22 protein-coding genes and 1 pseudogene are annotated in these 20860 nt (G+C 71.7%); 10 read left to right on the plus strand and 13 right to left on the minus strand.

The genetic code is table 11. From position 1 onward, the window contains the following. Window positions 1-484: 484 nt before the first annotated feature. Complete coding sequence (gene trpS, locus ACIO6U_RS31540) at window positions 485-1486, plus strand: tryptophan--tRNA ligase (protein WP_401724300.1); 1002 nt, start codon at window positions 485-487, stop codon at window positions 1484-1486. Window positions 1487-1551: 65 nt separating this feature from the next. Here trpS and proC read toward each other — a convergent pair whose 3' ends face one another. The 4 genes from proC to ACIO6U_RS31560 all read right to left on the minus strand — a co-directional run bounded on the left by proC (window position 1552) and on the right by ACIO6U_RS31560 (window position 5808). Beyond that, a complete protein-coding gene (gene proC, locus ACIO6U_RS31545; protein ID WP_401724302.1) occupies window positions 1552-2370 on the minus strand; it encodes a pyrroline-5-carboxylate reductase in 819 nt (272 codons plus the stop codon). Window positions 2371-2469: 99 nt separating this feature from the next. Beyond that, complete coding sequence (locus tag ACIO6U_RS31550) at window positions 2470-3207, minus strand: ABC transporter permease (RefSeq protein ID WP_355350226.1); 738 nt, start codon at window positions 3205-3207, stop codon at window positions 2470-2472. Then, window positions 3204-4100: an ABC transporter ATP-binding protein gene (locus ACIO6U_RS31555; RefSeq protein ID WP_401724308.1), complete on the minus strand. Its 897-nt coding sequence runs from the start codon at window positions 4098-4100 to the stop codon at window positions 3204-3206. The genes ACIO6U_RS31550 and ACIO6U_RS31555 overlap by 4 nt, the downstream gene beginning before the upstream one ends. Window positions 4101-5493: 1393 nt before the next feature. Further along, window positions 5494-5808, minus strand: coding sequence for a hypothetical protein (locus tag ACIO6U_RS31560; RefSeq protein WP_401724310.1), 315 nt, complete (start codon window positions 5806-5808; stop codon window positions 5494-5496). A gap of 231 nt (window positions 5809-6039) precedes the next feature. Between ACIO6U_RS31560 and ACIO6U_RS31565 the strand changes: the two are divergent. Next, a pseudogene (locus tag ACIO6U_RS31565) lies at window positions 6040-6732 on the plus strand (IS5 family transposase); the annotation flags it as partial. A gap of 10 nt (window positions 6733-6742) precedes the next feature. On the opposite strand, the gene ACIO6U_RS31570 reads toward ACIO6U_RS31565, so the two are convergent. Together ACIO6U_RS31570 and ACIO6U_RS31575 are read right to left on the minus strand one after the other, a co-directional pair. After that, entirely contained in the window at window positions 6743-7219 is a 477-nt protein-coding gene (locus ACIO6U_RS31570) for a hypothetical protein (RefSeq protein WP_391164094.1), read from the minus strand. A gap of 41 nt (window positions 7220-7260) precedes the next feature. Then, a complete protein-coding gene (locus ACIO6U_RS31575; protein WP_355350217.1) occupies window positions 7261-7455 on the minus strand; it encodes a hypothetical protein in 195 nt (64 codons plus the stop codon). An 84-nt stretch (window positions 7456-7539) separates the two neighbouring features. On the opposite strand from ACIO6U_RS31575, the gene ACIO6U_RS31580 reads away from it, so the two are divergent. Both ACIO6U_RS31580 and ACIO6U_RS31585 read left to right on the plus strand, forming a co-directional pair. Further along, on the plus strand, window positions 7540-8082 hold the full coding sequence (locus tag ACIO6U_RS31580; RefSeq protein WP_401724313.1) for a GNAT family N-acetyltransferase: 543 nt from the start codon (window positions 7540-7542) through the stop codon (window positions 8080-8082). 209 nt (window positions 8083-8291) lie between these two features. After that, window positions 8292-8510: a Clp protease N-terminal domain-containing protein gene (locus ACIO6U_RS31585; protein WP_401724316.1), complete on the plus strand. Its 219-nt coding sequence runs from the start codon at window positions 8292-8294 to the stop codon at window positions 8508-8510. A gap of 41 nt (window positions 8511-8551) precedes the next feature. On the opposite strand, the gene ACIO6U_RS31590 is transcribed toward ACIO6U_RS31585, so the two are convergent. Further along, complete coding sequence (locus ACIO6U_RS31590) at window positions 8552-9025, minus strand: EamA/RhaT family transporter (protein ID WP_401724319.1); 474 nt, start codon at window positions 9023-9025, stop codon at window positions 8552-8554. Window positions 9026-9119: 94 nt separating this feature from the next. Between ACIO6U_RS31590 and ACIO6U_RS31595 the strand changes: the two genes are divergently transcribed. Together ACIO6U_RS31595 and ACIO6U_RS31600 are read left to right on the plus strand one after the other, a co-directional pair. After that, window positions 9120-10343 carry an LPXTG cell wall anchor domain-containing protein gene (locus ACIO6U_RS31595; RefSeq protein ID WP_401724322.1) on the plus strand — a complete coding sequence of 408 codons (1224 nt, stop codon included), beginning with the start codon at window positions 9120-9122 and terminating at the stop codon, window positions 10341-10343. A gap of 50 nt (window positions 10344-10393) precedes the next feature. Further along, window positions 10394-10849 (plus strand): Uma2 family endonuclease, encoded by a 456-nt coding sequence (locus ACIO6U_RS31600; RefSeq protein ID WP_355350205.1) that lies wholly within the window; start codon window positions 10394-10396, stop codon window positions 10847-10849. 149 nt (window positions 10850-10998) lie between these two features. On the opposite strand, the gene ilvD is transcribed toward ACIO6U_RS31600, so the two are convergent. From ilvD to ACIO6U_RS31620, 4 genes are all read right to left on the minus strand, one after another. Continuing rightward, on the minus strand, window positions 10999-12852 hold the full coding sequence (gene ilvD, locus ACIO6U_RS31605; RefSeq protein WP_355350202.1) for a dihydroxy-acid dehydratase: 1854 nt from the start codon (window positions 12850-12852) through the stop codon (window positions 10999-11001). A 138-nt stretch (window positions 12853-12990) separates the two neighbouring features. Then, window positions 12991-13686, minus strand: coding sequence for a TetR family transcriptional regulator (locus ACIO6U_RS31610; RefSeq protein WP_401313848.1), 696 nt, complete (start codon window positions 13684-13686; stop codon window positions 12991-12993). Next, window positions 13683-14477 carry a sugar phosphate isomerase/epimerase gene (locus tag ACIO6U_RS31615; protein WP_355350235.1) on the minus strand — a complete coding sequence of 265 codons (795 nt, stop codon included), beginning with the start codon at window positions 14475-14477 and terminating at the stop codon, window positions 13683-13685. Before ACIO6U_RS31615 ends, ACIO6U_RS31610 begins: the two co-directional genes overlap by 4 nt. A gap of 260 nt (window positions 14478-14737) precedes the next feature. Further along, the gene (locus ACIO6U_RS31620) at window positions 14738-15706 is read right to left on the minus strand and encodes a Ppx/GppA family phosphatase (protein WP_401724326.1); all 969 of its coding nucleotides are present in this window, start codon (window positions 15704-15706) and stop codon (window positions 14738-14740) included. A 130-nt stretch (window positions 15707-15836) separates the two neighbouring features. Between ACIO6U_RS31620 and ACIO6U_RS31625 the strand changes: the two genes are divergently transcribed. After that, window positions 15837-16649, plus strand: a complete 813-nt coding sequence (locus tag ACIO6U_RS31625) for a hypothetical protein (protein ID WP_391164077.1) — start codon at window positions 15837-15839, stop codon at window positions 16647-16649. 317 nt (window positions 16650-16966) lie between these two features. Here ACIO6U_RS31625 and ACIO6U_RS31630 read toward each other — a convergent pair whose 3' ends face one another. Further along, complete coding sequence (locus tag ACIO6U_RS31630; protein WP_401724329.1) at window positions 16967-17809, minus strand: hypothetical protein; 843 nt, start codon at window positions 17807-17809, stop codon at window positions 16967-16969. Window positions 17810-18189: 380 nt separating this feature from the next. Between ACIO6U_RS31630 and ACIO6U_RS31635 the strand changes: the two genes are divergently transcribed. From ACIO6U_RS31635 to ACIO6U_RS31645, 3 genes are all read left to right on the plus strand, one after another. Further along, on the plus strand, window positions 18190-18687 hold the full coding sequence (locus ACIO6U_RS31635; protein ID WP_401724332.1) for a methylated-DNA--[protein]-cysteine S-methyltransferase: 498 nt from the start codon (window positions 18190-18192) through the stop codon (window positions 18685-18687). Between the two features lie 144 nt (window positions 18688-18831). Continuing rightward, complete coding sequence (locus tag ACIO6U_RS31640) at window positions 18832-19329, plus strand: sigma-70 family RNA polymerase sigma factor (protein ID WP_355342318.1); 498 nt, start codon at window positions 18832-18834, stop codon at window positions 19327-19329. After that, window positions 19326-19997, plus strand: coding sequence for a methylated-DNA--[protein]-cysteine S-methyltransferase (locus tag ACIO6U_RS31645; RefSeq protein WP_401724335.1), 672 nt, complete (start codon window positions 19326-19328; stop codon window positions 19995-19997). Before ACIO6U_RS31640 ends, ACIO6U_RS31645 begins: the two co-directional genes overlap by 4 nt. 45 nt (window positions 19998-20042) lie before the next feature. Here ACIO6U_RS31645 and ACIO6U_RS31650 read toward each other — a convergent pair whose 3' ends face one another. Beyond that, entirely contained in the window at window positions 20043-20795 is a 753-nt protein-coding gene (locus tag ACIO6U_RS31650) for a hypothetical protein (protein WP_355342312.1), read from the minus strand. Window positions 20796-20860 lie beyond the last annotated feature (65 nt).

A 20860-nucleotide genomic window follows, 5' to 3' on the forward strand; every position in this document is an offset into this window, starting at 1 on the left:
CGACTCTATCAGACGCTTTCCAGTGCCTGACCCCCAGTCAGCGGGGCTTGTCTTTCCGGCTGTTCGGCCGTTCCGACGAGTGAGACATTAGCTGAACTTCGGCGGTCGAACCAAATCGGCCGCTTTCCGTTCCCGCCCCATTCCGAATGCGCACAAGTGAACGCCACGGCATGCCGTAGTCGCTCGTTTGTTTGCTGCGGAATGGCTGTCCGGGGACCGACCGGAGTCGGCGCTCACGCTCGGACAACCCGGAGAACGTTACGCACGGGTCCGGAGAGTGTCAACTCGGTGCCCTGGCGGTGGCCGGAGGGCTACTGTGGGTCGTATGACATCGCATGCGTGCACCTCTCAGTGGTGGGCCGCCTAGGGCGGCCAGGAGTCACGTATGCATCCAACGGCCGCCGCCTCGGCGGCCGTTTTCTGTTGTCCCGGCCGCGGTGGGCGGTGGTCCCGCGAACCCGACCAGGACCAGGAGACAGCAGTCATGACGCGGATTTTCAGTGGGGTCAAGCCGACCGGGCACCTCACCTTGGGGAACTACCTCGGCGCGATCCGGCGGTGGGCGGACGAGGACCAGCACCGGGCGGAGTCGCTGTTCTGCGTGGTCGACCTGCACGCGCTCACCGTCGACCACGATCCGGCGCGGGTGCGACGGCTCACCCGGCAGGCGGCGAGCCTGCTGCTCGCGGCCGGGCTCGATCCGCAGGTGTGCACGGTGTTCGTGCAGAGCCACGTCGACGAGCACGCGCGGCTGTCGTACGTCATGGAGTGCATGGCCACCGACGGTGAGATGCGGCGCATGATCCAGTACAAGGAGAAGTCCGCGCGGGCGCAGGCGGCCGGGCAGAGCGTACGGCTGTCGCTGCTCACGTACCCGGCGCTGATGGCGGCGGACATCCTGGCGTACGGCGCCGACGAGGTGCCGGTCGGCGAGGACCAGACGCAGCATGTGGAGCTGACGCGGGTGCTGGCGGAGCGGTTCAACCAGCGGTACGGGCGGACGTTCGTCGTACCCCGCGCCGTACGGCCCGCCGTGGCCGCGCGGGTCATGGACCTCCAGGACCCCACTGGCAAGATGGGCAAGTCGCACGACGCCACCGCCGGGATCATCTACCTGCTCGACGAGCCCGAGGCGATCACCAAGAAGGTGATGCGGGCGGTGACGGACAGCGGGGCCGGCGAGGTGGAGTACGACCGCGAGGCGCGGCCGGGCGTCGCGAATCTGCTGGACATCCTGGCGGCTTGTACGGGCAAGGAGCCGGAGACGCTGGCCGGGGAGTACACGGCGTACGGGGCCCTGAAGCGGGACACGGCGGAGGCGGTGGTGGAGCTGCTGCGGCCGTTGCGGGCGCGGCACGCCGAGTTCAGCGCCGATCCGTCGTACGTGGACGGGGTGCTGCGGGACGGCGCGGCGGCGGCGCGGGCGCTGGCCCGGCCGACCGTTGACGCGGCCTACCGGGCGGTGGGGCTGCTGCCGCTCACGTAGCCGCGGCCGTATCCGTCCTGCTCCCGTGCCGCCTCGCTACCCGCGGCCGTAACCGTCGAGCCGGGTCATCCGTTGCCGGAGGCCAGCTCGCGGCTGCGGTCGCGGGCGGCTTCGAGGGCGGCGAGGAGGGCGGCGCGTACGCCGTGGTTCTCCAGCTCGCGGATGGCGTTGATGGTGGTGCCCGCCGGGGAGGTGACGGCTTCGCGGAGCTTGACCGGGTGCTCGCCGCTGTCGCGGAGCATCACGGCGGCGCCGATCGCGGACTGGACGATGAGGTCGTGGGCCTGGGCGCGCGGGAGGCCGAGCAGGATGCCCGCGTCGGTCATGGCCTCGACCAGGTAGTAGAAGTACGCGGGTCCGGAACCGGACAGGGCGGTCGCGGCGTCCTGCTGCTTCTCCGGGACGCGGAGGGTCTTGCCGACCGGCTTGAAGATGGCCTCGGTACGGGCGAGGTGGGCCTCGGCGGCGTGGCGGCCCGCCGAGATCACGGACATGCCCTCGTCCACGAGCACGGGGGTGTTCGGCATGACGCGTACGACCGCGATGCCGTCCGCGAGCCGCTCCTCGAAGAAGGCGGTCGGGATGCCGGCGGCGGCGCTGATGACGAGGCGGTCGGCCGGTACGTGCGCGGCCAGCTCGTCCAGCAGGGCGCCCATGTCCTGGGGCTTGGCCGCCAGGATGAGGGTGTCGGCGGCCTTGGCGGCCTCGGCGTTCGTGACGGCCTCGACGCCGTAACGGGCGCGCAGTTCCTCGGCGCGTTCGGGGCGGCGGGCGGTGACCAGCAGGTCCTCCGGGGCCCATCCGGCGCGGATCATGCCGGAGAGGAGGGCTTCGCCGATTTTGCCGGTGCCGAGAACGGCGACTTTCTGCTTCTGGGCGGTCATGGGGTCATCTTCGCAGGGGCGGACGGGGCAAGCGGGCCGCGTCCGCCCTTCGGTCGTACGTCCGGGCAACCCGGGGTGGCTCTGCTCAGGTGGTGCGGCTCAGGTGGTGCGGCGGCGCAGGGTGGCCGAGCCCAGGCCGAGGGCCAGGAGGGCGCAGCAGGCGACGATGATCAGATCGCGTACGAAGTCGCCGGTGACACCCGTGTGGTGGACGATCTGGGTGGTGGCGTCGGCGGCGTACGACATGGGGAGCACGTTCGACAGGCCGCTGAGGACCGGCTGCATGTCGCCGCGCGGGACGAACAGGCCGCAGAGCAGGATCTGCGGGAGCAGCACGGCGGGCAGGAACTGCACGGCCTGGAACTCGCTGGACGCGAAGGCGCTGACGAACAGGCCGAGCGCGGTGCCGAGGAAGGCGTCGGCGAGCGCGGCGACCAGCAGCAGCCACGCCGAGCCGGTGACGTCGAGGCCGAGCGCGAGCACGGACAGGCCGGTGGCGAGCGCGGCCTGGACGACGGCGACGGCGCCGAACGCGAGCGCGTACCCGGCGAGCAGGTCGGCCTTGCCCAGCGGCATGGACAGCAGCCGCTCCAGGGTGCCCGAGGTGCGTTCGCGCAGCGTGGCGATCGACGTGACCAGGAACATCGTGATCAGCGGGAAGATGCCGAGGAGCGAGGCGCCGGCCGAGTTGTACGTCTGCGGGCTGGCGTCGAAGACGTACTTCAGCAGTGTCAGCAGCACGCACGGGACGACGAGCATCAGGGCGATCGTGCGCGGGTCGTGGCTGAGCTGGCGCAGGACGCGGCGGGCCGTGGCGAAGGTGCGGTCGAGGTTCATCGCGCGGTCGATTCTGTGGGGGTGGACTCGGCGGATTCGTTGGCACTGGCACTGGCTTGTGCGGGGGGCTTCTGCTGAGAGGCGCCGCTTGCGCCCTCGCCCTGGCCGCCCTTGGCGTCGCCGCTCTTGGCGTCGCTCGCGCCGCTGGCTTCGTCGTTGGCCGCGTCGACCAGGCGCAGGAACGCCTCTTCGACGGTGTCGGAGCCGGTGCGCTCGCGCAGTGCGTCGGGGGTGTCGTCGGCGAGGATGCGGCCCTCGCGCATCAGCAGCAGGCGGTGGCAGCGTTCCGCCTCGTCCATGACGTGCGACGAGATGAGTACGGTCGCGCCGCGCTCGTCGGCCAGCCGGTGGAACAGTTCCCACAGGTCCCTGCGGAGCACCGGGTCGAGGCCGACCGTCGGCTCGTCCAGCACGAGCAGTTCCGGCTCGCCGAGGAGGGCCACCGCGAGGGAGACCCGGCCGCGCTGACCGCCGGAGAGGTTGGCGGCGAGGCTGTCGGCGTGCGACATCAGGTTGACGTCCGTCAGGGCGCGTTCGACCTGGGCGGCGCGGTCGCGGTGCGCGATGCCGAGGACGGCGGCGTAGTAGTCGAGATTCTGCCGGGCGGTGAGGTCGGAGTAGACCGACGGCGCCTGCGTCACGTATCCGAGGCGCGGGCGCAGGCTGCGGTGGCCCGCCGGGTGGTCCAGCACGTTGAGGGTGCCGGTGACGTGGGCCTGCGAGCCGACGATCGCTCGCATCAGCGTGGATTTTCCGCAGCCGCTCGGTCCGAGGAGGCCGGTGATTCGGCCGGGCGGGAGGGTAAAGGAGAGGTTGTCGAGCACGGTGCGGCCACCGCGTACGACGCGGAGGCCGGCGGCCTCGATGGCGGGTCCGGGGGCTTTATTCATCATGTGATGAATAAACACCCGTGACGGGGTGCGCGTCAAGCCGTGCTCCTCCGGAGGGGGTGGGTTTTCGGGGGGCCTGGCGGCGGCTCGGTGGGGGGCCGGGGTTCCTGGGCCGGGGGGTCGGGTCGGGGGCCGGTGTTCCTGGGCCGGGGGGTCGGTGTCCTCATCCGGATGGCCGGGGTCCTGGTCGGGGGTCCGGGGTTCCTGGGCCGGGGGGTCGGTGTCCTGGTCGGGGGTCCGGGGTCGGTCAGGGTCATCCCCTATGGCGTACGCGGTGGGGGCGAAGGATCGTTGCGGTATGAGGCGTTCATCCCGAGAAGTTGCTGCATCGCGCGTTGAGAAGCGGCAGTTGGCCGTGGCCTCGGCGACGCTTGGACCTTGGCGGCCGGCTGCTGCCGTCGGTGCGATCGGGGGTGGGGTGTCACTTGCCCTGCACCTCGTGCACGGGCACTTCGGGCTCGGCATTCTGGCCGGGGCGCTGTCCGTGGGCGCCCTGCTTTTCTACTGCGTGGGCGGGGCCGGGGCGGTGCTCGGGTACTCCGGGGGCGCGCGGGGGCGGGATCACCGGATACGGAGGTGGGCGCGGGAGCATCCGTGGCGGGTGGCGGCTGTGCCCGGGGCGCTCATGCTTGTCAGCGACTTCGTTATTCGGGAGGTCCTGACCAGTCAGGGGTTCTTCGGGTCGCTCTGGACCGGGGTGTGGCACGGGGCTGTCGTGGCGGCTGTCGTGGGAGCCGTCGGGACCGTTTCGGCTGCGCGGCGTGCCTGAGCCTTTGACGTCCTGAGCGCTCCAGGTCTTTTGAGCGCTTGACGTTCCTTGAGCGCCTGACGTCACCCGTGTCGCATTGTCGGCGCACCTCGGTGCCTGGGGGGGGTCTTTCCCTCCGGGCACCTTTCCTTTGCCCACCGCCCTGTCCCTGGTGTCGGTCCCGGGCCGGGGCACCTCCTCGAGCTGCGTGCTGCCTGCTCCCTTCCCATTCGTCCACGCCCTGTCGGCACGCAAATCTGCGGGGGCACCCCGCCCCGTCCCCTCCGGCCCGTCGCCGCCTGACGGTCCCCCGTGGGTGGGGGCTGGGAAGGGGGCGGTTCGCTGTCGGGTGGGCGGAGGGGGGTTGTCAGCACGTGTTTGGGGACCAGTCGGAGAAGTCGTTTTGGCTCCAACGACTGAGGGTTCCGGGCGGGCGGAGGTGTCGTTCGCGCCCCTGTAACAAGGTGATTTGGTCCCACCACGATCGGGGGAATCCACTGGCGGTGGGGTCGGTGGGGGGCTGTAGTTCCGGAGCGATTGTCGCCGTGAGCACGCCCCCGACAGGTGTGCGGCGTCAGTCGGACCGGTCGGCCGCGCGGAAACGAGTTGTGGCCGGAGCCCCTGGGCTGCGACTGCGACTGATCAGGATCAGTCGCCTGAATACCCGAAAATGCCCACGTGAGTCGGCTGGTCGTCGGTGTGCAGGATGACGTAGATGGCGGTCCACCGCATGCGGCACTCTTCGAGCAGAGACTCCTCGGAGAGGTGGGCTCGATGGGCTGCGGTGATTCGCTCCTCATACTGCTGGACTGTCGGACGGTCGGTCCCGAAGTAGTGAGCAAGGCGGTCAGGGGCCAGCGGGCGCAGGGTGTTGTAGTCCTCGCCCTTGGCAGGGTCCGGGGTGCCAGTCGTGTGGACGACGCGTTGGATGTCGAGGATCGAGTGGGTGCCCTCCTCGCCCATGAAGTCCTCGTCAGCGTGCAGTTCTGTGAGGCTCCGGTAGGTGTCGGAGCTGCCGTACTTCTGCTGGAAGATCTGCGCGTGCAGGGCCTCCAGGGATGCCTCGACGCTCCCTGTGTAGGGGGTGACAGGCAGCGGATCGGCCGAGAAGCTGCCCTTGAATCCAGGTCGTCATAGGCCGTGTGTCGAAAGTGGATCTTGGGCTGTGAATGATCACGGTTCATGGGTCGGTGAGATCTCACGGACGAGCAGTGGGCGGTGCTGGAGCCGCTGCTGCCGAAGGGCATGACGGCGGGTCGGCCAGCTGCCTGGCCCCGGCGGCAGTTGATCGACGGCATACGGTTCCGGGTCCGGACCGGTATCCCGTGGCGGGACGTGGCCGCCGAGTACGGGCCGTGGGGACGGGTCTACGACCTGTTCCGCCGGTGGCAGCGAAACGGCACCTGCCAACGGATCCTCAGCCGACTCCAGTCCCTGGCCGATGCGAAGGGCGCGATCGCCTGGGACCTGAATGTCGACTCCACGGTGTGCCGCGCCCACCAGCATGCGGCCGGGGCCCGCAAACAGGGCTACCGGCAGAAGGAGGCGCCGGGCGGCATGTTTGCCGAGCCTGATGATCACGGGCTGGGCCGCTCACGCGGTGGGTTCACCACCAAGCTCCACCCGGCGGTTGAGCAGGGTCAGAAGCCCATGGCGATCGTGATCACGGCAGGACAGTGCGGGGACTCGCCACAGTTCGAACCCGTGCTCGGCTCTCGCGGCGGCCGACCGCCGCGTTTCGACCCTGTCGACTACCGCGAACGTCACGCTGTCGAGTGCGGGATCAACCGGCACAAGAGGCACCGCGCCGTCGCCACGCGGTACGACAAGCTCGCGGTCCGCTACGAAGCGACTGTCCTGGTCGCTGCCATCAACGAGTGGCTGTGACCCCCAGCCGTCATACGGCTGTATCCACGTTCCACGTCTCCGGCAGATCGCCGCCGCAGAAGACGCAGACGAAGTCGCCCTCGCGCACGATGTTGTGCTCCTGGCAGTCAGGGCATCGTCGGAACACGATCTCGTGGGTGAAGCCGGAGGGCCGCCCAAGTTCTACGTCGTCCAGAGCATGAGCGACTGCCGACCAGGAGGTGACGTCCGGGCAGTATCCGGTGGACTGGTTGCTGACCTCGCCCACCATCCACCGGTCTGCCTCGCGCACGAAGCTGATCTCGCCAGCACCCAGAACCATGTCCCCGCCAGCGCAGGCCACGTGCTCGCTTCGCCGCGGCGCCAGCCGAAGCACACCATCTGTCCCGACCACGAAGGTGAACGGGTCGGCCAACTCTGCCACCGATCGCTCAGCGACCCAGCCGTCGAAGTCAGCCGCCGAGCTGATCCGGCACCCGCCGCTGCCAGACCGGACCGCAGCCTTCAGCTCCACCGGTCCCACATATCGGTAACTCCGCCCCCGCACGCTCACATCAGCCAACCTAAAACACTTCCGACACACGCCCTATTAGGCGTCAGGGTCAGCCCGCACTCGAAGTCCTCGAGCGGCAACGGTGCCAGTTCCTCGGCCTCGGAGCGGTAGCTGAAGCCGATCGACGTCAGTCGGCCCTGCAGGATTCGCTCGTCCTCTGCGGCGTCGATCTCGGCAATCCCCTCGTTCACTTCGGGCGGGAGGCTCATGGGTCGGGCGGGGGGAGAGGCAATTGGGATCGGGGGGGTTGGGTGGGGCAGGGATAGGTTGGGGGGATGGGGGAGTTGGGGTGGGTGGAGGGGTGGCCGGGTGGGGGGATTCGGACGGGGCGGCTCTGGTTGAGGGAGCCGGAGGCGGGGGATCGGGGGGCGGTGATTGAGCTGTTCTGTTCGGCGGAGGTGGGGACCTATGTGGGAGGGCCCCGGGAGCGGGACGAGATGGAGCGGGCGGTGCCCGAGACGCCAAGGCGGCGGCACGGGCTCTTCGTGGTCGACCTCGACGGGACGATGATCGGCATCGTCACGATCGACCGGCACGGCGCCGGGAGCAAAGGGCACGTCCGTCCGGAGGGCGAGGAACCCGAACTCGGCTACATGTTCCTGCCCGACGCGTGGGGCCACGGATACGCCACCGAAGCCTGCGCGGCAGCGCTCAACTGGGCCGCCGAAGCGCTCCCCGGCGAGCCGGTGGTGCTCTGCACCCAGACCGCCAATACGGCATCGCTGCGCGTCGCGGAAAAGCTTGGATTCACCGAGGTCGAACGCTTCGAGGAGTACGGCGCCGAGCAGTGGTTCGGCCTGTGGACGCGCCGAGGGTGACCCCGCGCAAGTAACCCCCTCCCCCCCCATCAGCCACAACGGACGCGCGGACGCCGACGGGCGAGGAGGGGACGGGCCGGGGTGCCCCCGCAGGGGGACGAACGGACAAGGCCAGAAGCAGGCGCAGGTGCCCGCAGGTTCGTCGCCCGAGGAGGTGCCCCGGCCCGGCACCGACCAGGCACAAGCGGCACCCGCAAGGAGGAGTAGAGGTGTTCGAGTTTTTCACCGACCGCGCGAGGCGCGCCGTGGCGCTGTCCCAGGACGAGGCCATCGCCCTCGGACACGACTTCATCGGCACCGAACACATCCTGCTCGGCTTGCTGGCGGCGGGAGAAGGCCGCGGCCTCAAGGTACTGGCGGCCCTGGAAGTGGAACCCGCCGGCCTGCGCCAAGCGGTACTCACCCGGGTGGCCAGGGAGACGTCATAGCGACGACCGGGATATGCGCCCACCGCCCGGCCGGACAGGCCCTAGGACCGGCGGCGTGCCGAGGCGGTCGCGTGCTCGGCCCGGTGCAGCGCCTCCCCCGGCGCTTCGGTGAAGGCCCGAAGGAAATAGGCGAGGAGCACGCCGAGAAAGCCGATTGCCAGAAGCCCCTGCTCGGCCCCCGCCTCCCGCCGCCGCGAAAACCCCCGCCACGTCCGCTGGAAAGCGAGAGCGCTGCACACGGCGAACCCGGCCACCGCCAGAAACGTCACAAAGGGACCGACGTCGGCGTCGGCCAGCCCCTGAAAGCCGAACCGCAGCACCGCCGCCCCCACCGCGATGGCGACGAGGGACCCGACCGCGAGCCCGGCCCGCCGCCAGGCGTATCCGCCGTCGTGCGCGACCCACGTCGTCCCGAAGAAACGGATCGGCTCCGGCCGCGGCACCCCCTCAACCGCCCCGCCGCTTCCGCCACCGCCCCCGCCAACCCGCCGCTTCACTTCGCTCACCTCGTCCACGCCATCGATTATGACCCAGAACGGGACGTTCCCTGACACACCCGTTCGGCCGACGGTCGACGAATCGCACGACGCGATGCGTTTTCCTGACGATATGTCAGACATCCGGTCAGACGTCCCCCCGGCCTCGCCCGGGCTCCGACGCCGTCCCCCCGCCCCCCACCTCCTCCTCGGCCTGGGCGCCGCCGCCCTCACCGCCGCCGCCTGCACCCTGGCCGCCGGGTCCGGCGCGGCGACGGCCGCGGGCCCCCGCGCGGCCGAGGCGGCGACCAGTTCCCTGGTCGACCTCACCCTCGCACCCGCCCCGCCGCTCGGCCTGAGCGCCTTCCACGGCCGGTACGGCCACGCCTCCTCCACCCCGGACGGCGGCCCGGACGGCGGTGACTTCTCCGACCCGTCCGGCGTGCTGTCGCACCTGAAGGTGATCGGCGCGGTCACGGCCCGTACGGACGCGGGTCCCGGCAAGACCTCCGCGCAGGCCCAGGCGGGCGGCTTCACGCTCGGCCTGAACTCCAAGGACTTCGTCAGCGTCGGGTCGCTGGACGCGTACGCGGAGTGCGTACCGCCGCCGGTGGGCCCGTACGCGCTCGCGTACGCGCGGACGGACGGCGGGGTGATCGACGTACTCGGCCACACCGTGCCGGTCGGGACGACCACCTTCGACGTGACCGGCGCGGAGATCGGCGCCTCCGGCATCGGCGGCGGCACGCTCACCGTGACGTACGAGCCGTATCAGCACCCGCCCGGCGGCGCCCCGACCGCCGCCACCAGCGCGGACGCGGGCGTCGACATCACCGTCAGCGGCACGTTCACCGACACGAGCGGCGCCCCGGCGTACGCGGGACCGCTGGTCGACCTCCGCCTCGGCCACGTCGCCGTCACCTGCGAGACCACCACCCCGACCCCGACGAACTCGGTCGACTCGACGACGCCGGTGCCACCGACGACGACACCGCCGACCACCGGGACGACGACGCCCACGACGCCCACCCCGACCGGCCCGGAAACCGGCGGCACGACCCCACCGCCCACCACCTCGCCGACCACCCCGCCCACGACGCCACCGACCACCTCGCCCACCACCCCGCCCACGACATCACCGACCACCCCGCCCACCACCTCCCCGGACCCGTCGGGGACGGCCGGCACCACTCCCCCGCCGACGCCCACCGGGACCTGGACCACCCCCGGCGGCGACACCCTCCCGCACACCGGCGCCGAGGTCGGATGGGCGGCGGGACTCGCCGGCGGATCGCTGCTCCTCGGCGGCTTCCTCGTGTTCAGGACCGCCCGGGCGAGGCGCGGCCGGCACCTCTGATTTGGCATATGCCAGCGTCACTCTCTGCCCAGGGGTCATACTTACTGTCCATGGAAGGAAAATTAACGGCGCACGCCGCTGAGAACCCCGCGCGGCAGGAGCGATTCCGCACGCTGGCGCGGTATCTGATGACGCACAGCCTCCGCCGTACACTCCCCGCGCACCTGCGGGTGCGCAGGGACGTGGCGGTGGTCGTGGACGAGCGCACGGTGGCCGAACCGGACATCGTCGTGGTCGGCGCGGAGGCGGAGAACGTTGTCGTCCTCGCCGTGGAAGTCCTGCCCGCCGACGCCGACGAGAGCGAGCCTCACCCGTACGAGGAAGCGGGGGTCACGCACCTGTGGCGCGTGGAGGAGGACACCGAGACCGAGCGCCCGATGGTCTACGTGCACGAGTGGGATCCGGCCTCGCACTCGTACGCCCTCACCGGCGTGCACCGCGAGGAGCTGACCGTCCAGGTCCCGTATCGCATCAACGTCGACCTCACGGGCATCGACCACCTCTGACCGTCGACCCCGTACGCGTGCACGTAAACGTGCACGAACCTGTGCCCGTCCCCGCACGGATACGCGTACGTCCAGGCACAGCGCGGCCGTACGCACGACGCCCCCGCACCGGGTCACGGTACGGGGGCGTCGTGCGTGCGCTGCCGGTGTCAGCGCTCCAGCTTGGTGATGTCGCGGACGGCGCCGCGGTCGGCGCTGGTGGCCATGGCCGCGTAGGCGCGCAGGGCCGTGGAGACCTTGCGGGTGCGGTCGCGGGGGGCGTAGACGCCGCCGAGGGCTTCGCGGCGGGCGGCCAGCTCCTCCTCGGACACCAGGAGTTCCATGGAGCGGTTGGGGATGTCGATCCGGATGCGGTCGCCGTCCTCGACCAGGGCGATGGTGCCGCCCGAGGCCGCCTCGGGTGAGGCGTGGCCGATGGACAGGCCCGACGTGCCGCCGGAGAAGCGGCCGTCGGTGACCAGGGCGCAGACCTTGCCGAGGCCGCGGCCCTTGAGGAAGGACGTGGGGTAGAGCATCTCCTGCATGCCGGGGCCGCCGCGCGGGCCCTCGTAGCGGATCACGACGACATCGCCGGGGTTGACCTGCTTGGCGAGGATCTTGTCGACGGCCTCTTCCTGCGACTCGCAGACGACGGCCGGGCCCTCGAAGGTCCAGATCGACTCGTCCACGCCCGCGGTCTTCACGACCGCGCCGTCCAGGGCGAGGTTGCCGCGCAGCACGGCCAGGCCGCCGTCGGCGGAGTAGGCGTGCGCGACGTCGCGGATGCAGCCGCCCGCGGCGTCGGTGTCCAGGGTGTCCCACCGCTCGGACTGCGAGAACGCCTCGGCGGAGCGCTTGCAGCCGGGCGCCGCGTGCCACAGCTCGACGGCCTCGTCGGAGGCGGAGCCGCCGCGCACGTCCCAGGCGTCGAGCCACTCCTTGATGGAGGGCGAGTGGACGGTGTGCACGTCCTCGTTGAGCAGCCCGCCGCGGTACAGCTCGCCGAGGATGGCGGGGATGCCGCCGGCCCGGTGGATGTCCTCCATGTAGTACGTGCCGCCGGGCGCCACGTTCGGCGCGACCTTGGCCAGGCAGGGGACGCGGCGCGAGACGGCGTTGATGTCGTCCAGGCCGTAGTCGAGCTCGGCTTCCTGGGCGGCGGCCAGCAGGTGCAGGATCGTGTTGGTGGAGCCGCCCATGGCGATGTCGAGCGCCATGGCGTTGTCGAAGGCGGCGCGGGTGGCGATGGCGCGCGGCAGCACGGACGCGTCGTCCTGCTCGTAGTGCCGCTTGGTCAGCTCCACGACGGTGCGGCCGGCGTTCTCGTACAGCGCCTTGCGGGCGGTGTGCGTGGCCAGGACCGAGCCGTTGCCGGGCAGGGCCAGGCCCATGGCCTCGGTGAGGCAGTTCATCGAGTTGGCGGTGAACATGCCGGAACAGGAGCCGCAGGTCGGGCAGGCGTTCTCCTCGATACGGAGGATGTCCTCGTCCGAGATGTTCTCGTTGACGGCGTCCGCGATGGCGTTGATCAGGTCCAGCTTGCGGACGGTGCCGTCGACCAGCGTCGCCTTGCCGGCCTCCATGGGGCCGCCGGAGACGAAGACGGTCGGGATGTTGAGGCGCAGCGCGGCCATCAGCATGCCCGGGGTGATCTTGTCGCAGTTGGAGATGCAGATCAGCGCGTCCGCGCAGTGCGCCTCGACCATGTACTCGACGGAGTCGGCGATCAGGTCGCGGGACGGCAGGCTGTAGAGCATGCCGCCGTGGCCCATCGCGATGCCGTCGTCCACGGCGATCGTGTTGAACTCGCGCGGCACCGCGCCCGCCGCGAGGATCGCCTCGGAGACGATCCGGCCGACGGGCTGAAGGTGCGTGTGACCCGGTACGAACTCGGTGAAACTGTTGGCGACCGCGATGATCGGCTTCCCGATGTCGCTGCTGGCGACGCCGGAGGCGCGCATCAGCGCGCGGGCGCCCGCCATGTTGCGGCCGTGGGTGACCGTACGTGACCTCAGCTCGGGCACGGTGTCCACTCCCTTGGGTTCACTTGGCTCGTACTGCTCCGTACTAGAGCATCGAGGGTACGCCCGTCGCCCAGGATCCGGACGTTCGGTCCGGTATGCGGGACGTGCGGTCCCATGGGGCTGTACGGGGGCGGGGTCCTACGGGTGGACGTCGGCGGCGGTGAGGTAGCGCTGGAGGACCGGGCCGACCATGGCGACGATGTCCTCGGGGTCGGCGGAGGCCATCGGCTCCACCCGCACGATGTACCGCAGCATGATGATCCCGACGAGCTGGGCGGCGGCGAGCTGCACGCGGAACTCGGCGTCGGGCACGTCGAGGCCGCCCGCGAGGCGGGCCAGGACGCGGCGGCTGACCAGGCCGCGGAAGACCGCGGCGGCCGTCTCGTTGGTGACCGCGGACCGGACGATGGCCAGCAGCGGCTCGCGCGAGACCGGGTTCTCCCAGATCCGCAGCATCAGCCGGGCCACCCGCTCGCCCATGCCGTCGACGCCGCCCGCCACGACGAGGTCGGGGATGTTCATGGCGGGCGCGAAGGACAGCTCGATGGCGGCGCCGAAGATCTGTTCCTTCGTGCCGAAGTAGTGGTGGACGAGGGCGGAGTCGACGCCCGCCGCCTTGCCGATCGAGCGGACGGAGGTCTTGTCGTAGCCGCGGGCGGAGAACTCCTCGCGGGCGGCGGCGAGGATACGGTCACGGGTCTCGGCGGTCCCGGCCTTGGTGCCCGCGGGACGGCCGCGGCGGCGGCCGGCCGGCTTGCCGGACTCCTGGGGGCCCTCGGATTCCTGGGGCTCGTCGGGTTCCGGGGAGCCGGGGGACGCCTTCGCCGTACTCACGCCGGACCACCGCCGACCGGCGCCGGTGTCGCGTAGTGCAGCCGGGTGAAGGCCAGCGCCTCCGCCAGGTCCGCCTCGCGCTCGGCCCTCGACATCGCCCGCCGGGTGGTCACCTCGACCACCACATGGCCGTCGTAGTCGCTCGCCGCCAGCGCCGCCAGCAGCTCCGCGCACGGCAGATTCCCGCGCCCCGGCACCAGGTGCTCGTCCTTGGCGGAGCCCGTGCTGTCGCCGAGGTGGACGTGCACCATCCGCTCGGCCATCCTCGCCATCAGCGCGAACGGCTCGGTACGGGAGGTCGCCGCGTGCGAGAAGTCCACGGTCAGGTGGCGGTAGTCGTCGTTGGTGACGTCCCAGTCGGGCGCGTACGCCTGCATCTCGCGGTCCCGGTAGCGCCACGGGTACATGTTCTCGACCGCGAACCGTACGTCCGTCTCGTCCGCCATCCGCCAGATCCCGGCGACGAAGTCCCTGGCGTAGCCGCGCTGCCAGCGGAACGGCGGGTGCACCACGACGGTCGAGGCGCCCAGCGTCTCGGCCGCCGCGCGGGCCCGCTGGAGCTTGACCCACGGGTCGGCGGACCAGACGCGCTGCGCGATCAGCAGGCACGGCGCATGAACGGCCAGGATCGGCATCCGGTGGAAGTCCGACAGGCGGCGCAGCGCGTCCACGTCCTGGCTGATCGGGTCGGTCCACACCATCACCTCGACGCCGTCGTAGCCGAGGCGGGCGGCGATCTCGAAGGCGGTGGCGGTGGAGGCCGGGTAGACGGAGGCGGTGGACAGGACGATCTTCGACGTGCCGCCGCGGGGCCCCGCGGCGGACCCCGCGGTCGGGGCGAGACGTTCCCGCGCGTGCTGCGCGCGCTGCCCCGTACGCCATTGCCGTCTCAGGGCGGCGTCCGTCGTCCGGCCGTCCGTCTTCCGGCCCGCTGGTTCAGCCACGGGAAACAGCGTACGGCGGCGGCCGGGGCGGAAGGGGCAGGTGCCGGGGGGTGCGGGGGGACTGTCGCCGATCTCACGGCGGGGCGCGGCGGGCGCGGCGGACCGGCTCAGTCGCCCCAGCGGGCCAGGGCCGCCCCCGGTCCGGCGTCGTTCACCATCAGGTCGAGCTTGCGCAGGATGACGCCCTCGCGCAGGGCCCAGGGGCAGATCTCCAGCTCCTCGACGCCGAAGAGGTCCATCGCGGCGTCCGCGACCAGGGCGCCCGCCAGGAGCTGCCCGGCCCGGCCGACCGAGACGCCCGGCAGGGTGCTGCGCTGGGCCGCCGTCATCTCCGCGAGCCGCGGCACCCACTCCTCCAGCGCGCCGCGCCGCAGCCGGCGCTGGGCGTACAGGCCGTCGGCGGAGCGGGCCGCGCCCGCGAGCCTGGCGAGCTGCTTGAACGTCTTGGACGTGCCCACCGCGTGGTCGGGCCGGCCGAAGCGGGCGAAGTCCGGGACCGTACGGGCGATCTCGGCGCGTACGTGCCTACGCAGCGACCGTACGTCGTGGGCGGTCGGCGGGTCGCCCGGCAGCCACGTACCGGTCAGGCGTCCCGCGCCGAGCGGCAGGGACACGGCCGCGTCCGGGTACTCGTCCATGCCGTAGCCGACCTCAAGCGACCCGCCGCCGATGTCCAGCACCAGCAGCCGCCCGGCCGACCAGCCGAACCAGCGGCGTACGGCGAGGAACGTCAGCCGCGACTCGTCCTCGCCGGACAGGACGGTGAGGCGTACGCCCGTCTCCGCGTCCACCCGGGCCAGGACGGCCTCGCCGTTCGCCGCCTCCCGCACCGCGGAGGTCGCGAAGGACAGCACGTCCTCGGCGCCCTTGTCCTCCGCCACGCGCAGCGCGTCCGCGATCGTGGCGACCAGGCGGTCGACGCCGGCGTCGCTGATCGCGCCGTGCTCGTCGAGGAGTTCGGCCAGGCGCAGCTCCGCCTTGTGCGAGTACGCGGGGAGCGGGCGCGCGCCCGGGTGCGCGTCCACCACCAACAGGTGGACGGTGTTGGAACCCACGTCGAGCACTCCGAGTCGCATGGGCAAGACGCTAGCGCGCCGACGTGGGTGTCCGTTCCGCGGGCCGCGCGGGGCCGCGGGGCGGTGGCGCGTGGGCGATCCGCGACCCGTTGGCGACCATTCGGCGCATTCCGGTCTTACTCTTGGGCGCGTGGCGAAGGTGAAGGCCCTCAAGGCCAAGAAGAAGAGTGCAGGCACGGTCCGCGACGAGGTGGGGCTGGACTTCGCCCGCGCCTGGGTCGAATTCGCCGATCCGGCCGACGAGGAGCAGGTCTTCCGCTGCGACCTCACGTGGCTCACCTCGCGCTGGACGTGCGTCTTCGGCAGCGGCTGCCAGGGGATCGTGGCAGGGCGCGCGGACGACGGGTGCTGTTCGCTGGGCGCGCACTTCTCGGACGACGACGACGAGAAGCGGGTGGCCGGGCATGTGGCCAGGCTCACGCCGGAGACGTGGCAGTTCCACGCCGAGGGCGCCGACGGCGCGTGGGCGATGGAGAACGAGGAGGGCGAGCGGCAGACGCGTGTCGTGGACGGGGCGTGTGTCTTCTCCAACCGGGCCGGGTTCGCGGGCGGCCAGGGGTGCGCGCTGCACGCGCTGGCCCTGCGGGAAGGGCGCGAGCCGCTGGAGACGAAGCCGGATGTGTGCTGGCAGTTGCCGATCCGGCGGACTTTCGACTGGGTGGACCGGCCGGACGATTCGCGGGTGCTGGTCGTGTCGATCGGGGAGTACGACCGGCGGGGGTGGGGGCCGGGGGGCCACGACCTGCACTGGTGGTGCACGTCGGCGACGTCCGCGCACGGTGCCGGTGACCCGGTCTACGTGTCGTACCGCCCGGAGCTGACCGAACTCATGGGTCCCGACGCCTACGCCGTGCTCGCTGCGCTGTGCGAGTCCCGCCTGTCCACCCCCCACCTTCCTCTTCTGGCCCCCCACCCCGCCGACCCCGCTGCCCCCGCTTCCTAGGGCCCTCTTGTGCGTGGGGGCCGGCGGTGGGGTTCGGTCCCGGTACCGTCCGGGCGCCCTCTTGTGCGTGGGGTCGGTCCCGGTACGGGGTACCTCCTCGAGCTGCGTGCTGCCTGCTCCCGCGCATCCGTCAACGCCCTGTCGGCACGCAAATCTGCGGGGGCACCCCGCACCGTCCCCTCCGGTACGTCGGCGCCCGACGGTTCGTGGGGGTGGATGGGGCCGGGCACGGGGGCTGCGGGGGTGTTGACGCCCCACGCTGTGATCAAAGGGGGCGTGTTCGATGTTCGGGGGGGGAGGCGCTTTGCGGGGTGTCCTCAGCCGAGGTGGCGGAGGGTGTCGGAGATGGTGGACCGGAAGGTCTGGAGGGCGTGGAGGCCGGCGGTGTAGCGGTCCTGGTGGGCGGCGATGTCGGCGGTCTGCTGCTGGGCGCGTACGGCGTGCAGGAGTTGGGCGGTGTGGTGGCGGCGCTGGCAGGTGACGTCGGCGACGGCGGTGCGCCGCTCGGTCGGGGTGTGCGTGGTGTTGCCGTCGCTGCCGCGATGCCACGCCTTGTCCCCGAAGGCCGCGAGCGGGTCGGAGTAGCGGGCGAACCCCTGGCCGGCCACGCAGCGGGACCACGCGTCCCAGGCCGCGAGCAAGCGGGGGTCGCGTTTGACGGCCTTGTCGATCTCGACCGAGCGCGTGCTCGCGTAGAGCCAGTCCCGCTTGACGTCGATCCCGCGCATCAGCCGCCGGTTCGCCTCCACGTTGCAGGCCGGAAAGTCCGCGTACTCGGCCTGGGTCATACGACGGCCCTGCGGCCGCGTGGGAGTGGACTTCGCCGGGTCCCATCCGTAGCCCCAGCGGCTCGCGTTGGTCATGTCGAGTGCGCCGTAGCCAGTGCTGACCGCGGTGAGCATGGTGGGGTCGACGGGGTAGCGCGGATCGAGCGGAAAGTCCGCGTGCCCGCGTTTCGCCATGCACTGCCGGACCAGCAACGCCGTTGCCCGCTTCTCCCGTTGATAGTCCTCGGGCGTGTAGTCGTAACGATCCGCCGGAAGCGGCCCAAGCCCCACCGTCGCACGGACCGCCTCCGCCCGCTCCGGCCCCGAGGCACCCACCCCCGCCAGCACCGCCACCCCCACCACGGCCCCAAGCCGCCACCCCCGCGTCCCCATGCCCCCGGATGCTAGCCCCCGCCCCACCCAAGCCCACCCACCCCCCTCCGCCCCCACCGGACCGTCGGACGCCGACGTACCCAAGCCCACCCACCCCCTCCCCCCCCTCAGCCACAGCGGACCGTCGGACGCCGACGTACCCATGCCCACCCACCCCCCTTCCCCGGCCACCCCCACCGGCGGGCGGACGCCGACGGACCGGGAGGGGACGGGCCGGGGTGCCCCCGCAGGGGGACGAACGGAAAGGGGCTGGACGTTTTCGAAGTGGGTGCACGTTCGTCGCCCGAGGAGGTGCCCCGGACCGGCACCGACCAGGCACAAGCGGCACCCGCAGACGAAAAAGCACCCGCAGGGGTGGGCGGGCGGGAAAAATAAGCAAGATGAGGACACACGCGGTGATCGCCTCCCCCGTAGGCGACCTGACAGTGGTCCGCGAGGGCCCCGCCCTCGTAGGGCTCTACTTCGAGGGCCACAAACGAAGGCCCAACGAAACCACCTTCGGCGAACGCGCCGACGAATCCTTCGACGACGTACGCCACCAGCTCAAGGAATACTTCGCCGGAACCCGGCACACCTTCGACCTCGAACTGACCCCGGAGGGCAACGCGTTCCAGCGCCGCGTCTGGACCCTGCTGACCCGCATCCCGTACGGAGAAACCCGCTCCTACGGCGACCTCGCCCGCCAGCTCGGCGACATCTCCCTCTCCCAGGCCGTCGGCGCCGCGAACGGCCTGAACCCCTTGTCGGTGATCGTCCCGTGCCACCGCGTGGTGGCGGCCGACGGAAACCTGCGCGGCTACGCGGGCGGCCTCGCCCGCAAGCGGTACCTGCTGGAACTGGAGGAGCCCGACGCCGCCTCGGCGGACCGCCTCTTCTGAAGCGAACCGCGGTTCCGCGGCGAACCGCACCTCCGAAGCGGACCGCACTTCCGAAGCGAACCGCACCTCCGAAGCGGACCGCAGGTCCAAAAGCCCCCCGCGAAAGCCACCTCACGTTTCGGCGCCCCCACGCGTTTACCCCATGTGAGCAAGCCACTGTTCGAACAGATCGTGACCGACCACGGGCCGATGGTGCTCCGGGTGGTCCGGGCCGTCGTGGGCCCGCACGACGCGCAGGACGCGTGGTCGGAGACCTTCCTGGCCGCGCTGCGGGCGTACCCGGAGCTGCCCGCGGACGCGAACGTCGAGGCGTGGCTGGTGACCATCGCGCACCGCAAGGCCGTCGACATCACGCGGGGCAACGCGCGCCGCGCGACACCGCTGGCGGAGCTGCCCGAGCGGGCGAGCCGCACCGGGCGGCCCGAGGACTGGGACCCGGATCTGTGGACGGCGCTGAAGGCGCTGCCGGAGCGGCAGCGGCAGACGGTCGCGTACCACTACCTGGCGGGCCTGCCGTACAAGGACATCGCCGCCGTGACGGGCGGCAGCCCGGACGCGGCGCGCAGGGCCGCCGCCGACGGGGTGAAGGCCCTGCGCCGCAGCTATCCGCGGGACACCGCGGGAGGAGGAGACCCCTCATGAAGGACACGAACGACACGCAGGACGTGCGGGACGTGCAGGACGTGCAGGACGTGCAGGACACGAACGACTCGACCGCCCAGCTCCTGGAAGCCCTCACCGCGCAGGACGACGCGACGATGGACCGGCTCCACGAGCGCCTGGCGGCGGAAGCCGGGCAAGCCGGGCTGCTGGACGTCGCGTACCGGACGCTGGACAGCCCGGTGGGCCCGCTGCTGCTGGCGGCGACCGAGAAGGGCCTGGTCCGCGTGGCGTTCGCCGTGCAGGACCACGCGGCGGTGCTCCAGCAGCTCGCGGACACCATCAGCCCGCGGGTGCTGCGCGCCCCGCGGCGGCTGGACGCGGTGAGCCGCCAGCTCGACGAGTACTTCACCGGGCAGCGCCGCGGCTTCGAAGTCCCCCTGGACTGGCGGCTGTCGAAGGGCTTCAGGCGCGAGGTGCTGACGCACCTGCCGGACATCGCGTACGGCAGGACGGCGAGTTACGCGCAGGTGGCGGCGGCGGCGGGCAGTCCGCGGGCGGTCCGCGCGGTGGGCACGGCGTGCGCGCTCAACCCGCTGCCGCTGGTGGTGCCGTGCCACCGGGTGGTGCGCTCGGACGGTTCGGCCGGGCAGTACGCGGGCGGCGCCGACGCCAAGCACCTGCTGCTGGAGCTGGAGACGGCCGCCTGAGGCGGGCATGACGCCCCGCGTCAAAGGCCGTACCGACCAAGGCCGTTACGGCAGCACCCCGTCCTCCGTCCGCAGCAGCCGCAGAAACGCCTTCAGACCGGCGATGATCTCGGTGTTGTCGGTCAGCCGGTTCACCGTCGCCTCGAACTCCCGCGCCAGCGCGGCGATCCGGCGGTCGGTCCCGTCGGCCCGCGCGTAGACCGACAGGCCCAACGCGTCGACCGCGGACCGGAGTTCGCCGAGCGCGTGGTACTGCTCCTCGGCCTTGCCCTCCAGGACCTTGGCGCCGCTCTCGACGCGGGTGACGGTGGCGCGCAGGGCGAGGACGTCGTCGCGCGGGTAGGTGACGTCCTTCAGGAGGGTGCCGAGGCGGCGCCGCAGCGCCGCGAACCAGGCGCCGGCGGGCCGGAAGACGGTGCTCAGCAGGAAGAATCCGGCGAGCCAGTAGCCGGCGGCGCGGCCGGTCGCCGCGGCGACGGCGACCGCGAGGGCGGCCGTGACGAGGTGTCCCGCGAGGGCGACGCGCAGCATCAGGCGGGCGATCCGCCCGGCCTCGGTGTCGCGTTCCGGGGAGACGGTCAGGCCCTTTTCGCGGCTGGTCCGGATCTCGGCGAGGACGGCGTGGGCGCGGAAGTAGAGGTTCCACGGCACGGTCAGCAGAAGGAGCAGCCAGAGCAGGCCGAGCAGGCCCGCGGCGGTGCCGAGGACGGTGGACAGCGGTGCGCCGACGGCGTGGACGACGGCGAGTGTTCCGACGGTGACGAGGGTGACCACGACCGTGCCGGTGAATTTCCCCATGCCGCTCATCGTCCCGCCGCGCGGGCGGCCCGGCATGAGTACGGCTACTCAGGAGTAACACCCTT

Origin of the sequence: Streptomyces sp. NPDC087422, from assembly GCF_044744145.1 — a bacterium.
Lineage (GTDB): Bacteria > Actinomycetota > Actinomycetes > Streptomycetales > Streptomycetaceae > Actinacidiphila.

Coding starts and splice junctions, on each gene's coding strand:
- ACIO6U_RS31550 (WP_355350226.1), bottom strand. CDS start 3,207: ATGAACCTCGACCGCACCTTCGCCACGGCCCGCCGCGTCCTGCGCCAG.
- ACIO6U_RS31650 (WP_355342312.1), bottom strand. CDS start 20,795: ATGGGGAAATTCACCGGCACGGTCGTGGTCACCCTCGTCACCGTCGGA.
- ACIO6U_RS31635 (WP_401724332.1), top strand. CDS start 18,190: ATGAGGACACACGCGGTGATCGCCTCCCCCGTAGGCGACCTGACAGTG.
- ACIO6U_RS31580 (WP_401724313.1), top strand. CDS start 7,540: ATGGGGGAGTTGGGGTGGGTGGAGGGGTGGCCGGGTGGGGGGATTCGG.
- ACIO6U_RS31645 (WP_401724335.1), top strand. CDS start 19,326: ATGAAGGACACGAACGACACGCAGGACGTGCGGGACGTGCAGGACGTG.
- ACIO6U_RS31560 (WP_401724310.1), bottom strand. CDS start 5,808: ATGGGCGAGGAGGGCACCCACTCGATCCTCGACATCCAACGCGTCGTC.
- ACIO6U_RS31620 (WP_401724326.1), bottom strand. CDS start 15,706: ATGCGACTCGGAGTGCTCGACGTGGGTTCCAACACCGTCCACCTGTTG.
- trpS (WP_401724300.1), top strand. CDS start 485: ATGACGCGGATTTTCAGTGGGGTCAAGCCGACCGGGCACCTCACCTTG.
- ACIO6U_RS31555 (WP_401724308.1), bottom strand. CDS start 4,100: ATGATGAATAAAGCCCCCGGACCCGCCATCGAGGCCGCCGGCCTCCGC.
- ACIO6U_RS31630 (WP_401724329.1), bottom strand. CDS start 17,809: ATGGGGACGCGGGGGTGGCGGCTTGGGGCCGTGGTGGGGGTGGCGGTG.
- ACIO6U_RS31595 (WP_401724322.1), top strand. CDS start 9,120: ATGTCAGACATCCGGTCAGACGTCCCCCCGGCCTCGCCCGGGCTCCGA.
- ACIO6U_RS31600 (WP_355350205.1), top strand. CDS start 10,394: ATGGAAGGAAAATTAACGGCGCACGCCGCTGAGAACCCCGCGCGGCAG.
- proC (WP_401724302.1), bottom strand. CDS start 2,370: ATGACCGCCCAGAAGCAGAAAGTCGCCGTTCTCGGCACCGGCAAAATC.